Origin of the sequence: Micromonospora inositola (assembly GCF_900090285.1) — a bacterium.
In the GTDB taxonomy this organism is placed as follows: domain Bacteria; phylum Actinomycetota; class Actinomycetes; order Mycobacteriales; family Micromonosporaceae; genus Micromonospora; species Micromonospora inositola.
Genome location: NZ_LT607754.1, coordinates 2,668,746 through 2,680,960, shown reverse-complemented (window position 1 = coordinate 2,680,960; position 12,215 = coordinate 2,668,746). Strand labels below are relative to the sequence as shown.

Annotated in this window: 12 protein-coding genes and 1 riboswitch; of the genes, 1 reads left to right on the top strand and 11 read right to left on the bottom strand. The window is 74.9% G+C overall.

Features of this window, described 5'->3' with window-relative positions; genetic code table 11:
* Positions 1-44 precede the first annotated feature (44 nt).
* The 10 genes from thiC to GA0070613_RS12900 form a co-directional block, all read right to left on the bottom strand.
* Positions 45-1,637 (bottom strand): phosphomethylpyrimidine synthase ThiC, encoded by a 1,593-nt coding sequence (gene thiC / locus GA0070613_RS12945; protein ID WP_089012526.1) that lies wholly within the window; start codon positions 1,635-1,637, stop codon positions 45-47.
* A gap of 17 nt (positions 1,638-1,654) precedes the next feature.
* Positions 1,655-2,443 carry a bifunctional hydroxymethylpyrimidine kinase/phosphomethylpyrimidine kinase gene (gene thiD, locus GA0070613_RS12940; protein ID WP_089012525.1) on the bottom strand — a complete coding sequence of 263 codons (789 nt, stop codon included), beginning with the start codon at positions 2,441-2,443 and terminating at the stop codon, positions 1,655-1,657.
* Positions 2,440-3,060, bottom strand: a complete 621-nt coding sequence (locus GA0070613_RS12935) for a thiamine phosphate synthase (RefSeq protein ID WP_089015912.1) — start codon at positions 3,058-3,060, stop codon at positions 2,440-2,442. Before GA0070613_RS12935 ends, thiD begins: the two co-directional genes overlap by 4 nt.
* A 53-nt stretch (positions 3,061-3,113) precedes the next feature.
* The gene (locus GA0070613_RS12930) at positions 3,114-3,893 is read right to left on the bottom strand and encodes a thiazole synthase (RefSeq protein ID WP_089012524.1); all 780 of its coding nucleotides are present in this window, start codon (positions 3,891-3,893) and stop codon (positions 3,114-3,116) included.
* Entirely contained in the window at positions 3,890-4,090 is a 201-nt protein-coding gene (thiS, locus tag GA0070613_RS12925) for a sulfur carrier protein ThiS (RefSeq protein WP_089012523.1), read from the bottom strand. The genes GA0070613_RS12930 and thiS overlap by 4 nt, the downstream gene beginning before the upstream one ends.
* Positions 4,081-5,277 (bottom strand): glycine oxidase ThiO, encoded by a 1,197-nt coding sequence (gene thiO, locus GA0070613_RS12920; RefSeq protein WP_089012522.1) that lies wholly within the window; start codon positions 5,275-5,277, stop codon positions 4,081-4,083. The genes thiS and thiO overlap by 10 nt, the downstream gene beginning before the upstream one ends.
* Positions 5,271-5,897: a thiamine phosphate synthase gene (gene thiE, locus GA0070613_RS12915; RefSeq protein ID WP_089012521.1), complete on the bottom strand. Its 627-nt coding sequence runs from the start codon at positions 5,895-5,897 to the stop codon at positions 5,271-5,273. Before thiE ends, thiO begins: the two co-directional genes overlap by 7 nt.
* A riboswitch (TPP riboswitch) is annotated at positions 5,892-5,999 on the bottom strand. It overlaps the preceding gene by 6 nt.
* 444 nt (positions 6,000-6,443) lie before the next feature.
* Positions 6,444-7,406, bottom strand: a complete 963-nt coding sequence (locus GA0070613_RS12910) for an aldo/keto reductase (RefSeq protein WP_172875807.1) — start codon at positions 7,404-7,406, stop codon at positions 6,444-6,446.
* A 285-nt stretch (positions 7,407-7,691) separates the two neighbouring features.
* Positions 7,692-9,371 carry an ABC-F family ATP-binding cassette domain-containing protein gene (locus GA0070613_RS12905; protein ID WP_089012519.1) on the bottom strand — a complete coding sequence of 560 codons (1,680 nt, stop codon included), beginning with the start codon at positions 9,369-9,371 and terminating at the stop codon, positions 7,692-7,694.
* A gap of 40 nt (positions 9,372-9,411) precedes the next feature.
* Positions 9,412-10,017 (bottom strand): class I SAM-dependent methyltransferase, encoded by a 606-nt coding sequence (locus tag GA0070613_RS12900; RefSeq protein ID WP_089015911.1) that lies wholly within the window; start codon positions 10,015-10,017, stop codon positions 9,412-9,414.
* A gap of 126 nt (positions 10,018-10,143) precedes the next feature.
* Between GA0070613_RS12900 and GA0070613_RS12895 the strand changes: the two genes are divergently transcribed.
* A complete protein-coding gene (locus tag GA0070613_RS12895) occupies positions 10,144-11,313 on the top strand; it encodes a hypothetical protein (protein WP_172875806.1) in 1,170 nt (389 codons plus the stop codon).
* Between the two features lie 39 nt (positions 11,314-11,352).
* On the opposite strand, the gene truA is transcribed toward GA0070613_RS12895, so the two are convergent.
* Positions 11,353-12,186: a tRNA pseudouridine(38-40) synthase TruA gene (gene truA, locus GA0070613_RS12890; protein WP_089012518.1), complete on the bottom strand. Its 834-nt coding sequence runs from the start codon at positions 12,184-12,186 to the stop codon at positions 11,353-11,355.
* Positions 12,187-12,215: the final 29 nt, after the last annotated feature.

The window sequence follows — 12,215 nt, the reverse complement described above, 5'->3', positions numbered from 1 at the left end:
CGCCGGTCGGGCCGACCGCGCGGGACGGCCCGACCGGCGTGACCTCAGGCGAGCGGGAGGTAGACCCGACCGCCGGCGGACAGGAACTCCGCCGACTTGTCCCTCATGCCCCGGGCGGCGTACTCCTTCAGCTCCTGGGTGATCTTCATCGAGCAGAACTTCGGCCCGCACATCGAACAGAAGTGCGCGGTCTTCGCCGGCTCGGCGGGGAGCGTCGCGTCGTGGTACGCCCGCGCGGTCTCCGGGTCGAGCGAGAGGTTGAACTGGTCCTCCCAGCGGAACTCGAACCGGGCCTTGGACAGCGCGTCGTCCCAGGCCTGCGCCCCGGGGTGCCCCTTGGCCAGGTCGGCCGCGTGCGCCGCGATCTTGTACGCGATCACGCCCGCCTTCACGTCGTCCCGGTCCGGCAGCCCGAGGTGCTCCTTCGGGGTGACGTAGCAGAGCATCGCCGTGCCGAACATGCCGATCATCGCCGCGCCGATCGCCGAGGTGATGTGGTCGTACGCGGGCGCGATGTCGGTGGTCAGCGGACCGAGGGTGTAGAACGGGGCCTCGTGGCACCACTCCTGCTGGAGGTCCACGTTCTCCTTGATCTTGTGCATCGGCACGTGACCCGGCCCCTCGATCATCACCTGCACGTCGTACTCCCAGGCGACCCTGGTCAACTCGCCGAGGGTACGCAGCTCGGCGAACTGCGCCTCGTCGTTGGCGTCCGCGATGGACCCCGGCCGCAGCCCGTCCCCCAGCGAGAAGGTGACGTCGTACTTCGCAAGCAGCGAACAGAGCTCGCGGAAGTTGGTGTAGAGGAAATTCTCCTGGTGGTGCGCCAGGCACCAGGCCGCCATGATCGAGCCGCCCCGGGAGACGATCCCGGTGACCCGGTCCACCGCCAGCGGCACGTACGGCAGCAGCACCCCGGCATGCACCGTCATGTAGTCCACGCCCTGATCGGCCTGCTCCACGACGGTCTCCCGGAACACCTCCCAGCTCAGCTTCACCGGGTCACCGCCGACCTTCTCCAGGGCCTGGTAGATCGGCACGGTGCCGATCGGCACCGGCGAGTTCCGCACGATCGCCTCGCGGGTCTCGTGGATCCGCCTGCCGGTGGACAGGTCCATCACGGTGTCCGCGCCCCACCGGGTCGCCCAGGTCAGCTTCTCCACCTCCTCGGCCACCGACGAGGTGACCGCCGACGTACCGATGTTGGCGTTCACCTTGACCAGGAACGCCTTGCCGATGATCGCCGGCTCGCACTCGGGGTGGTTGACGTTGAGCGGCAGCACCGCCCGACCGGCGGCGATCTCCGCCCGGACGAACTCCGGGTCGACACCCTCCCGGATCGCCACGAACTCCATCTCGGGCGTCACCACGCCGGCCCGGGCGTACGCGAGCTGCGTCGGCCGCCTGCCGTCCGCGCCCGCGAGCGGCGTCCCGGCGCCGCGCACCGGTGCCACGTCGCCCCGGGCAGCGATCCACGGTCCGCGCAGCGGCGGCAGCCCCACCTCCGGGTCCGAACCCGGCCCGGACGTGTCGTAGAGGCGGAGCGGCGGGTTGTCCCCGGCCAGCTCCACCTCGGCGAACGGCACTCGGACGTCCGGCCGCGACCCCTCCGCGTAGACCTTGCGACGTGCCTGCATGACAGCCTCCCTGATGGTCAACAGGACCAGCCGAAGTGGTCCAGCGGGCCGCGTCCCGCGCCCAGCTCCCAACCCCGCGCGCCGGTCAGCGCCCGGGTGACGTACTCCTTGGCGGCGGCTACCGCGACCGGCACCGGGTCGCCCGCCGCCAGCCGGACGGCGACCGCCGCCGAGAACGAACAGCCCGTGCCGTGGTTGTGCCGGGTCGCCACCCGCGGCGCGCGCAGCAGCGTGGTCGTCCCGCCGCCGACCAGCACGTCGACCGACTCGCCGGCCGCGTCCACGTCGCCGCCGGTCACCACCACGTGCGCCGGGCCGCCGGCCGCGAGCGTCTCGGCCGCGGCGACCATCTCCTCGACCGTGGTCACCGGGCGTCCGGTGAGGGCCGCGGCCTCCGCGCAGTTCGGCGTCGCCACCTCCGCGTACGGCAGCAGCCGCTCGACCGCCTCCACCACGCCGAGCCGGTGTCCACTCGTGGCGACCAGCACCGGGTCGACGACCAGGCGCGGCAGGCGCCCGGCCCGCGCCGCGTCCGCCACCACGTCGGCGACCGCCGGGGTGCCGAGCATGCCGGTCTTCACCGCCCGTACGCCGAAGTCGGCGAGCACGCTGTCGAGCTGCTCGGTGACCGTGCGGGGTGGCAGCGGCAGGACGGCGTCGACGCCCCGGGTGTTCTGCGCGGTGACGGCGGTGATGACGGACGTGCCGTACGCGCCGAGGGCGGCGAAGACCTTGAGGTCGGCCTGGATCCCGGCTCCGGCGCCGGAATCGGAGCCGGCGATGGTGAGGATGGTGGTCGGAGTCACAGTCTCCCCCGGTGGTTGCGGTTGAGGGCTGCGGCCGCCTCGTTGAAGGCTTCGGTCAGCGTGGCGGCTGCCTCGGTCGGGTCCTCGGCTCGCATGACGGCACCGAGCACCGCCACTCCGACCGCGCCCGCCTCCACGCAGGCGGTGACCTGTTGCGGTGTCTCCACGCCGCCGAGTGCCAGGACCGGCACGGGGCTCTGCCGGATGAGCTCCCGCAGCCCGTGTGGGTGCAGGGGTGGGCCGTAGCCGGGTTTGGTCCTGGTCGGGTGGACAGGTGAGAGGGTGGCGTAGTCCTCTGTGGTGAGTCGGTGCAGCTCCGCCCCGTCGTGGCAGGAGCGGCCGACCATGCCGAGCCGGGGCGGTGGGTACGGTCCCGCCGAGGGCAGGTGGATGGCGTCGCCGTTGAGGGGGTCGGGGCCGGCGACGATCAAGGTGCCGCCGACCTCGGTGAGGATCGTGCGCAGGTCGGCGGCGAGCGCGGCCCGTTCGGCGCGCGGGAGGTCCTTCTCCCGCAGCACCACCCAGCGCACTCCCCCGACGACGGCCGCCGCGATGACCTCGTCCAATGGCCGCCGCGCCAGCCGCCGCTCGGTCAGCACCACCAGGCCCGCCGGCACCCGCCGGGCGCGGCCCAGCCCTTCGCCCGCCACCGGGATCACCGCCGCCCGGGTCACAGGGCGGGCCTTCCCTCGTCGGGAGTGGAGGGGAGGGCGTGGAAGCGGCGGGGGATCCGGCCGGCGTCGTGAGCGAGGCGGCCGGCCTCGACGGCGTACCGCATGGCGGTGGCCATCGCCACCGGGTCGGCGGCCCGGGTGACCGCGCTGGCCAGCAGCACCGCGTCGCAGCCCAGCTCCATGGCGAGCGCCGCGTCGGAGGCGGTGCCGATGCCGGCGTCCAGGATCACCGGCACGGCCACGCTCTGCCGGATCAACCGGATGTGGTGCGGGTTCGTGACGCCCAGCCCGGAGCCGATCGGCGCCCCGGCCGGCATCACCGCGGCGCAGCCCACGTCGGCGAGCCGGCGGGCCAGGATCGGATCGTCCGAGGTGTACGGCAGCACGGTGAACCCGTCGGCGACCAGCTCCTCGGCGGCGCGCAGCAGTTCCACTCCGTCGGGCAGCAGCGTGCGCTCGTCGCCGATCACCTCCAGTTTCACCCAGTCGGTGTCGAACGCCTCCCGGGCCAGGCGGGCCACCTTCACCGCCTCGATGGCGGTGTGGCAGCCGGCGGTGTTCGGCAGCACCTGCACCGCGCACCGGTCGAGCAGGTCGAGCAGTCCGCCGGCGGTGCCGGGGGCGGTGCCGACGCGGCGCAGCGCCAGGGTGACCAGCTCGGTGCCGGAGGCGCGGATCGCCTGCTCCAGCACGTGCAGGTTGGCCGCGCCGCCGGTGCCCAGGATGAGCCGCGAGCCGAACGTCTCGCCGCCGATCGTGAAGGTCACCGCGCTCACCCGCCCTGGGCGGCGCTGAGCACCTCGACCCGGTCGCCGTCCCGCAGCACCGTCGCCGGCCAGCCGCCGCGCGGCACCACTTCGCCGTTGACCGCGACCGCGAGGCCGCGCTGCTGGGCGGTGACCGCCCGGACCACGTCCGCCACCGTCGCCCCGCCGGGCACGGTCCGCCCGGCCCCGTTCACGGTCAGTTCCACGTCTGCTCCTTCTCGGACGTCGGGCCGACCCCGATCGGACCGGGCGTGCCGGCCCCGGCGAACCGGCCGTCGCCGGCGCAGTCCGGATCGGGGCTGCCGGCGTCGGCCGGCGGGAAAGCGGCGAACCGGTCCGGGCGGAAGGGCGTCAGCAACGGGTCCGCCTCGCCGGTGACGATCAGGTCGGCGACCAGGTCGGCGGTGACCGGGGTGAGCACGATGCCGTGCCGGTGGTGCCCGGTGGCGGCGAACACGCCGGGTCGGCCGGGCAGCGGCCCGACGATCGGCGCGTTGTCCGGCGTGCCGGGGCGCAGCCCGGCGGACGCCTCGACCAGGTCGTACTCGGCCAGCTCGGGCACCAGGTCGACGGCGGCGCGGAGCAGCCGCAGCACCGCTCCGGCGGTCACCTCGGTGTCGACGCGCTCCTCGACGGTCGCCCCGACCACCACCTCGCCGCCGTCCCGGGGCACCAGGTAGACCGCCTCGCCGTCCGCGTACCCCCGGATCACGTGCCGGAAGCCCGGCGCGCCGCGACCGGGCGCGCGGAGCCGGAGCACCTGCCCCTTCACCGGCCGGACCGGCAGCCCGGTGAGCGCCGCCGCCCCGCAGCCGGCCGCCACGACGGTGACGCCCGCGTCCACGTCGGACAGCTGGGCGACGCGGCCCGGCAGCAGGGTCACCCCGGCCCGCTCGGCCGCCGCCCGCAGCGCGGCGACCAGCCGCCGCGGGTCGACCTGGTGGTCGCCGGGGGCGACCGCGCCGCCGCGCACCCGCGGCGCCAGCGCCGGCTCGCGCTCCCGCAGCTCCGACGGGCGCAGCGGCGTGATCGGCAGCCCCAACCCCTGCTGGTACGACCACAGCCGCCGCGCCTCGGCCAGGTCGTCGCCGGTGAGCCCGACCACCAGCGTGCCCTCGGTGCGGTACCCGAATCCGGTGCCGGCGGCCTCGGCCAGCTCGGCGGCGAAGCCCGGCCAGCGGGCGGCGGACTCGGCGAGCAGCCCGGTCAGCTCGGGCTCCCCGAAGTACGCCTCGGCCACCGGCGCGAGCATCCCCGCCGCGACGTGCGACGCCCCGGAACCCGGGGCCGGATCGTGCACGACCACCCGCAGGCCACGCGACGCGCAGCGCCAGGCGATCGCCAGCCCGACGGGTCCCGCCCCCACCACGGCGACGTCCGGTCGGGTCAGCACGTCAGCGCCCCGAGCAGTTCGGCGGCGGCGCGGGCGGGATCCGGGGCCCCGGAGAGCGCCCCGACCACCGCCACCCCGTACGCCCCGGCGGCCCGCAGCGCGGGCACGCTCGCGGCGGTCACTCCGCCGATGGCGATCACCGGCACCTCCACCGCCTCGGCGACCGCGTGCACCCCGGCGGGGCCGATCGGCGCGGGCAGACCGGCCTTGGTGCCGGTGAGGTGGCAGGGGCCCACGCCCAGGTAGCTGGCCCCGGCGGCGACCGCCTCGGCGGCGCTCACCGGCTCCCGCGCGGTCGCCCCGAGCACGGCGGTCGAGCCGAGCACCCGACGGGCCGCCCGCACCGGCAGGTCCTCCGCGCCGACGTGCCCACCCGCGGCGTCGACCGCGAGCGCCACGTGCAGTCGGTCGTTGACCAGGCACGTCGCCCCGTACGGCCGGCAGAGCGCGACCACCCGCCGGGCCAGCTCGTACGCCTGGCGATCGGTGGCGTCGTCCTCCACCCGGACCTGGACGACCAGTTCGGCGCGGGCCACCGGCAGGGCGGCACGCAGCACCGCGAGCGGGTCCCGCCCCGGCCGGGTGTCGGTGATCAGATGCAGTCGTCCCAGGGGCGGCACGGCAACACTCCTCCCTGCGCCGGCATTACCCGGATCAGGTTCGACGGTCGGGGGCTTCAGCCCCCCTCTCAGCCCGGTGCACCGGGCTCCCGTGGGTCACTTGCGGCCCACCGTACGACGGATGGGCGGATCCGCCAAGAGCGGGGGTCCGCTTTTCCCACTGACCGTCCGATGTCGACGTCGGGGGCAGCGGGTGACCGCCCGCTCACGCCATGCTGTCCGGATGCCCGCGGCCCGCGCGTTCCCCGACGGCTGTCGTTCCTGCCGTTCGGCGGCAGCCGGGCCGTCGCCGACGGACTGCTCACCTGGACGATGCTGCGTGGACCGGTTTGGCGACGGCTCTTCCCCGACGTGCCCAAGGGGCACGCCCCGGTGCAGCGCTCAGGGCACGGCCCGGTGCAGGTGCGCGGGCACGGCCTGACACGGCACTTACGCACGGTGCGGCGCGGTGCGGGCGCGGTGCAGTGCCCGGGCGGCGTGCGGCACGCCGGTCGCCCACGGTGGGGCGGCCGGGCGTGGTCCGGGCAGGGTGGCGGGCGGGTGCTGTCAGAGGATGGCGTCGAGGGCGTCGAGGTCCTCGTCGGTCGGCTGCCAGGTGCCCGCCTCGGCGTTGGCGCGCACCTGCTCGGGCGTGGTGGCGCCGGCGATCACCGAGGTCACCGCGGGGCGGGCGGCCAGCCCGCCGATGGCCACCTGGAGCGTGGTGATCCCGCGCTCCGCGGCGTACGCCTCGATCGCCTCGATGGTGTCCCAGTCCGCGGCGGCCAGGCGCTCGGCGTACCGGCCGCCGCCGGAGAGCCGGCTGCCGGCTGGCGGCGCCTCGCCGCGCTTGTACTTGCCGGTGAGCAGCCCGTTGGCGAGCGGGAAGAACGGCAGCATGCCGAGGCCGAACCGTTCGCACGCGGGGATCACCTCGGCCTCGACGGACCGCTCCAGCAGCGAGTAGTGGTTCTGCGCGCTGATGAAGCGGGCCCGCCCCTGGGAGGAGGCGGTCCAGTCGGCATCGGCGATCTGCCAGCCGGCGAAGTTCGAGTTGCCGAGGTAGCGGACCTTGCCGGCCCGCACCAGGTCGTCCAGCGCGGCGAGGGTCTCGTCGATCGGGGTGCCGGGGTCGGGCTCGTGCATCTGGTACAGGTCGATGTGGTCGGTGCCGAGCCGGCGCAGCGACGCCTCGACCGCGCGGGCGATGTAGCGGCGGGCGCCGCGGGCGCCGAAGTCCGGGCCGTTGAGGCCGTGCATGTCCATGCCGAACTTGGTGGCGACCACGACGTCGTCCCGGCGGCCCTTGAGCGCCTGGCCGAGCAGTTCCTCGGAGCCGCCCTGCGGCTCGCCGTAGATGTCGGCGGTGTCGAAGAAGTTGATCCCGGCGTCGAGGGCGCCGTCCACCACCGCCCGGGTGCCGTCGAGGTCGAGCTTGCGGCCGAAGTTGTTGCAGCCGATGCCGACCACGGACACCACGAGCCCGGAGTCGCCCAACCGGCGGTAGGTCATCTCAGTCACGAGATCCACCCTATGCCCGCCGGGTTGTGGTCGTCGGGCCAGCCGGCCGACGGACGGCCCGGGCCGGTCCGGCGGTCCCACGGGCGGCGGACCGCTGACCCCGGACGGCTCGGGCGTCGCGGCCACGGCCCCGCCCCGGCACGAGGGGTGATTCGTTCACGACATCAGCTTCGTAGCGGCCGCGAAGCATCCTCCGGCAGAGCCGGGATCACCTCGCGACCGCTGCCGCCCAACTTCGCTCCCCGGATGCAGCGGCTGCTCACCCGCGGAGCCGGTCGACCAACTCCGCGCCGATCACTTCACGTCCCAGACCGGCTCAGTCGTCTCCACCACCTCGCCGTCGCCCCGGAACAGCACGAACCGGTCGAAGGAGCGGGTGAACCACCGGTCGTGGGTCACCGCGATCACGGTCCCCTCGAACGCGGTCAGCCCCGCCTCCAACGCCTCGGCGGAGGCCAGGTCGAGGTTGTCCGTCGGCTCGTCGAGCAGCAGCAGGGTCGCCCCGGACAGCTCCAGCAGCAGCACCAGGAACCGCGCCTGCTGCCCGCCGGAGAGGGTGCCGAACCGCTGGTCACCCTGGCCGGCCAGCTCGTACCGGCTGAGCGCGGCCATGGCCGCGTGCCGGTCCATCCCGGCGCGGTGCTCGTCGCCCCGCCACAGGATGTCGACCAGCGTCTTCGCCATCAGCTCGGGCCGGTCGTGGGTCTGCGAGAAGTGCCCGGGCCGGACCCGGGCGCCGAGCCGCACCACCCCGTCGTGGGTGACCGGCGCGAGCGCGCCCGCCCCGTCGACCGGGGTGTTGGCCGGCTCCGGGTCGGTGCCGCCCCGGGCGAGCAGCCGGAGGAAGTGGGACTTCCCCGTGCCGTTCGCGCCGAGCACCGCGACCCGGTCGCCGTACCAGATCTCCAGGTCGAAGGGGTAGGTCAGGCCGTCGAGCTCAAGCTGCGCGGCGATCACCGCGCGCTTGCCGGTCCGCCCGCCGGTGAGGCGCATCCGGATATCCTGGTCCTTGGGCGGTACGGGGGGCGGCCCGGCCTCCTCGAACTTGCGCAACCGGGTCTGCGCGGACTGGTACCGCGAGGCCATGTCGGAGTTGTACGCGGCCTTCTGCTTGTACATCAGCACCAGCTCGCGCAGCTTCTGGTGTTCCTCGTCCCAGCGCTTGCGGAGCTCGTCGAGGCGGGCGTGCCGGGCCACCCGCGCCTCGTACCAGCTCGCGAACCCGCCCGGGTGCACCCAGGCGCTGCCGCCCTCGACCGCGACCACCCGGTCGGCGGTCTGGGCCAGCAGCTCCCGGTCGTGCGAGACGTAGAGCACCGACTTGCCGGATTCCCGCAGCCTGGCCTCCAGCCACCGCTTGCCGGGCACGTCGAGGAAGTTGTCCGGCTCGTCGAGGAGCAGCACCTCGTCGGTGCCGCGGAGCAGCAGTTCCAGGGCGAAGCGCTTCTGTTGGCCGCCGGAGAGGGTCCGGACGGGCCGCTCCCGGGCGGAGTCCCAGGGCAGGTCGAGCACGATCGTGGCGACGGTGTCGAAGAGCACCTCGCCGTCGTACCCGCCGACCTCGCCCCAGGCCGCGAGCGCGTCCGCGTACGCGAGCTGGGCCTTGCCGGCGGCGGTGCTGTACTTGCCGCGGACCTCGGCGTCCCGCATGGCCGCCTCGGTGACGACGAGCTGGCGGCCGGCGGCGCGCAGCGCCGGCGGGGCGAGCGACAGCGCCAGGTCGGCGAGCGTGGTGTCGTCCCCGATCATGCCGATGAACTGCCGCATCACGCCGAGGCCGCCGGAGCGGGCGACCGCGCCGGTCTTCACCGGCAGGTCACCGGCGACCATCCGCAGCAGGGTCGTCTTGCCGGCGCCGTTCGGCCCGACCAGGGCCACCTTGGCGCCCTCACCGACCCGGAACGACACGTCGGAGAAGAGCTCCCGACCGTCGGGCAGGATGTGCCCGACCGCTGCCACGTCCACGTATCCCACGCCGGCATCCTGCCGGAGTGGCCGGGTGGGCGACACTCGATTACCGGGTGACCCGCAACACCCGGTAGCCCTTCTGGCTGGCGTGCCGTTCCACCTGCCAGCCCTGCTCGACGAGCCAGCGGTGCAGCGAGTCGCCGCCGAGGTGCCGGGCGACGACCAGCCAGGCGACGCCTTCCGGGGCGAGCCGGGGCAGCCAGCGGCGCAGCAGCTCGTGCAGCTCGGCCTTGCCGATCCGGATCGGCGGGTTGGACCAGAGCTCGGCGAAGGCGAGGTCCGCCGGAACGTCGTCCGGGGCCGCCACCCGCACCCGGTCGGCCGCGCCGACCCGCGCGGCGTTGGCGGCGGTGAGGGCGCGGGCCCGCTCGTTGACGTCGACCGCCCAGACGGTGGCGCCCGGGGCGCAGGTGGCGAGCACGCAGGTGATCGGGCCGAATCCGCATCCCAGATCGAGCAGCGGCCCGGTCTCGCCGGGCGACGGCAGCTCCGCCTTGCGCAGCAGCACTGCGGTGCCGGGGTCGAGGCGGTCGGCGGAGAAGACGCCGCCGGCCGAGGTGAGGTTGAAGTCGCGCCCAGCGGCGGAGAACTCGACCTCGCGCGGTTGGGCCGCGGTCGTGGGTTCAGCGGTGAAGTAGTGGTCGCCGGTCACGTCCCGCATTGTCGCACCGGCCCGGCGAGGGTCCGTGGACGGCGTCTCGGACAGCACGCCACGCCACCTCCGCTGGAATTTCCCAATATTACCCCCTAAAGGGACAATCGGCCCTAGTGTGGCCACATGGTGTATCGGTACGAGTCCGATGAGGACGCCTTCCTGGAGTACCCGGAGCCCGAGTCCGACCTGTCGGTGCTCGGCGCCGGTGCGCCTCCGCCCGCCGGGCCCTCGCCGTCCCGCTTCCCGACCCCGTCGCTGCCGTCACCGGCCCGGCCGGCCCGGCCGGTGGCTGCCGACGCGAGCCCGACCCGACCCGCGGTCGACCCGGCCCCACCCCGGGCCACCGTTCCGGGGCCACAACCCGTGCCCGCCGGCCTGTCGCAGCCTTCGGCGACGACGTCCGGCATCCCCACGGCGACGCCTCCGACCGAGGCCCACGGCACCAGCGAGCTGCTGGACCTGCCCCGGTCCCGTCGCGCCGACCGCACCGGCGGGGGCGGCCGGACCTGGCAGGTGCTGATCGGCGGCGCGGCCGTCCTGGTGCTGCTCGCCCTCTGCGGGCTGGCCGCCGCCGCCCTGCTCCAGGACCGGACCACCACGCCGCAGGGCGCCGCGCCGACCGACCAGCCGGTGGTGGAGCAGTCGGCCGCGCCGGACGACGGGGCCGACCTCAACTCCCGGGACACCGACCAACTGGCGCTGACCGTCAGGGAGGTCTTCCCCGGCAAGGCGCTGGTGGTCACCGACGGCCAGCCGGCCTACCCGGTGCTCAAGACCCACTCCAGCGGCAGCTGCGCGGTCGCGGCGACCGGCGAGGTCGCCGACCTGCTGGTCCGGCTCGGCTGCAACCAGGTGGTCCGGGCCACCCTCCGCTCCCCGGACGGCGCCCACCTGCTCACCGCCGGGCTGTTCAACCTGACCGACCTGGCCAGCGCCCAGCGGGCTCGGGACCGGATGCGGCAGTTGCTCGACGAGCGGCAGGGCCGCCTCCGGGGCATGGCCGCCGGGAACGACACCGAGGCCGTGGCGAGCGCCGCCGCCCGGGTCGGCTGGCAGGTACGCGGCCACTACCTCGCGTACTGCGTGGTGACCCGGGCCGACGGAGAACGGATCACCGCCAGCGACGCCAAGGTCCGCGAGATCCTGTACGACATGATCGAGGTGTACCTCAACCGCGGGGTGTTGGAGCGGCGGGCGAACGCCGGCGTGGCCAGCCAGCCCACCGACGCCCCGACGGACGGCACCGCCGGCCAGGAGGGCACCCGCGACGGCCAGGAGCCGCCCGCCAACTGACCGGCGACACGGCGGCCCGCCGTTGCATGGCGGGCGGGGTCAGCCCTCGACCACCGGCACCCGGAGCCGGCGGGTCAGGTCGGCGCGGCGGGCGTACCCGGCCGGATCGTCCGGGTAGCCGACCGCGACCAGGGTCAGCCCGTGGGCCGCCGCCACGGTGACCTCGCTGGAGCGTTCCCGGCGGGTGAGCAGGCTCGCCGGCCACCCGACCGGCCGGCGGCCGTCCCCGGCCACCAGCATCGCGCCGACCAGGCTGCGCACCATCGCCTGGCAGAACGCGTCGGCCTGCACCGTGGCGACCAGGATGCCGTCCGGGTCGCGCCGCCAGTCCAGCCGGGTCACCTCGCGCAGCGTGGTGGCGTTCTCCTTCCGCCGGCAGTACGCGGCGAAGTCGTGCTCCCCGACGAGGCCGGCCGCGGCGGCGTTCAACGCGGCCAGGTCCAACGGCTTGGGCCAGGCCAGGGTGTCGCGGCGGCGCAGCGGCTCGGCACCCCAGGGGGCGTCGGTGACCCGGTACTCGTAGCGACGGAAGGTCGCCGAGAAGCGGGCGTCGAAGTCGGCCGGAACCTCGGTCATCGCCCAGACCCGAACGTCGGTGGGGAGCAGCCGGGCCAGCCGGCGCAGCAGCCGGACCTCGTGCTCCCGCCACACGGCGGTGGGCAGGTCGAGGTGGCAGACCTGCCCGGTGGCGTGCACGCCGGCGTCGGTCCGGCCGGCCACGGTCAGCCCGGTCGCGGTGCCCGCACCGAGCACCAGGTCCAGCGTCTCGACGAGCACCCCGGCGACGGTGCGCCGGGTCGGCTGGGCGGCCCAGCCGGAGAAGTCGGTGCCGTCGTACGAGACGTCCAGCCGCAGCCGGGTCCGCTCGTCCACCTCGTACCTCCCGTTGACGCCGTCGGGCC

Bases quoted from the DNA above. Each gene is read 5' to 3' on its own strand.
- thiC (WP_089012526.1), bottom strand. From the start codon at position 1,637: ATGCAGGCACGTCGCAAGGTCTACGCGGAGGGGTCGCGGCCGGACGTC.
- GA0070613_RS12895 (WP_172875806.1), top strand. From the start codon at position 10,144: ATGGTGTATCGGTACGAGTCCGATGAGGACGCCTTCCTGGAGTACCCG.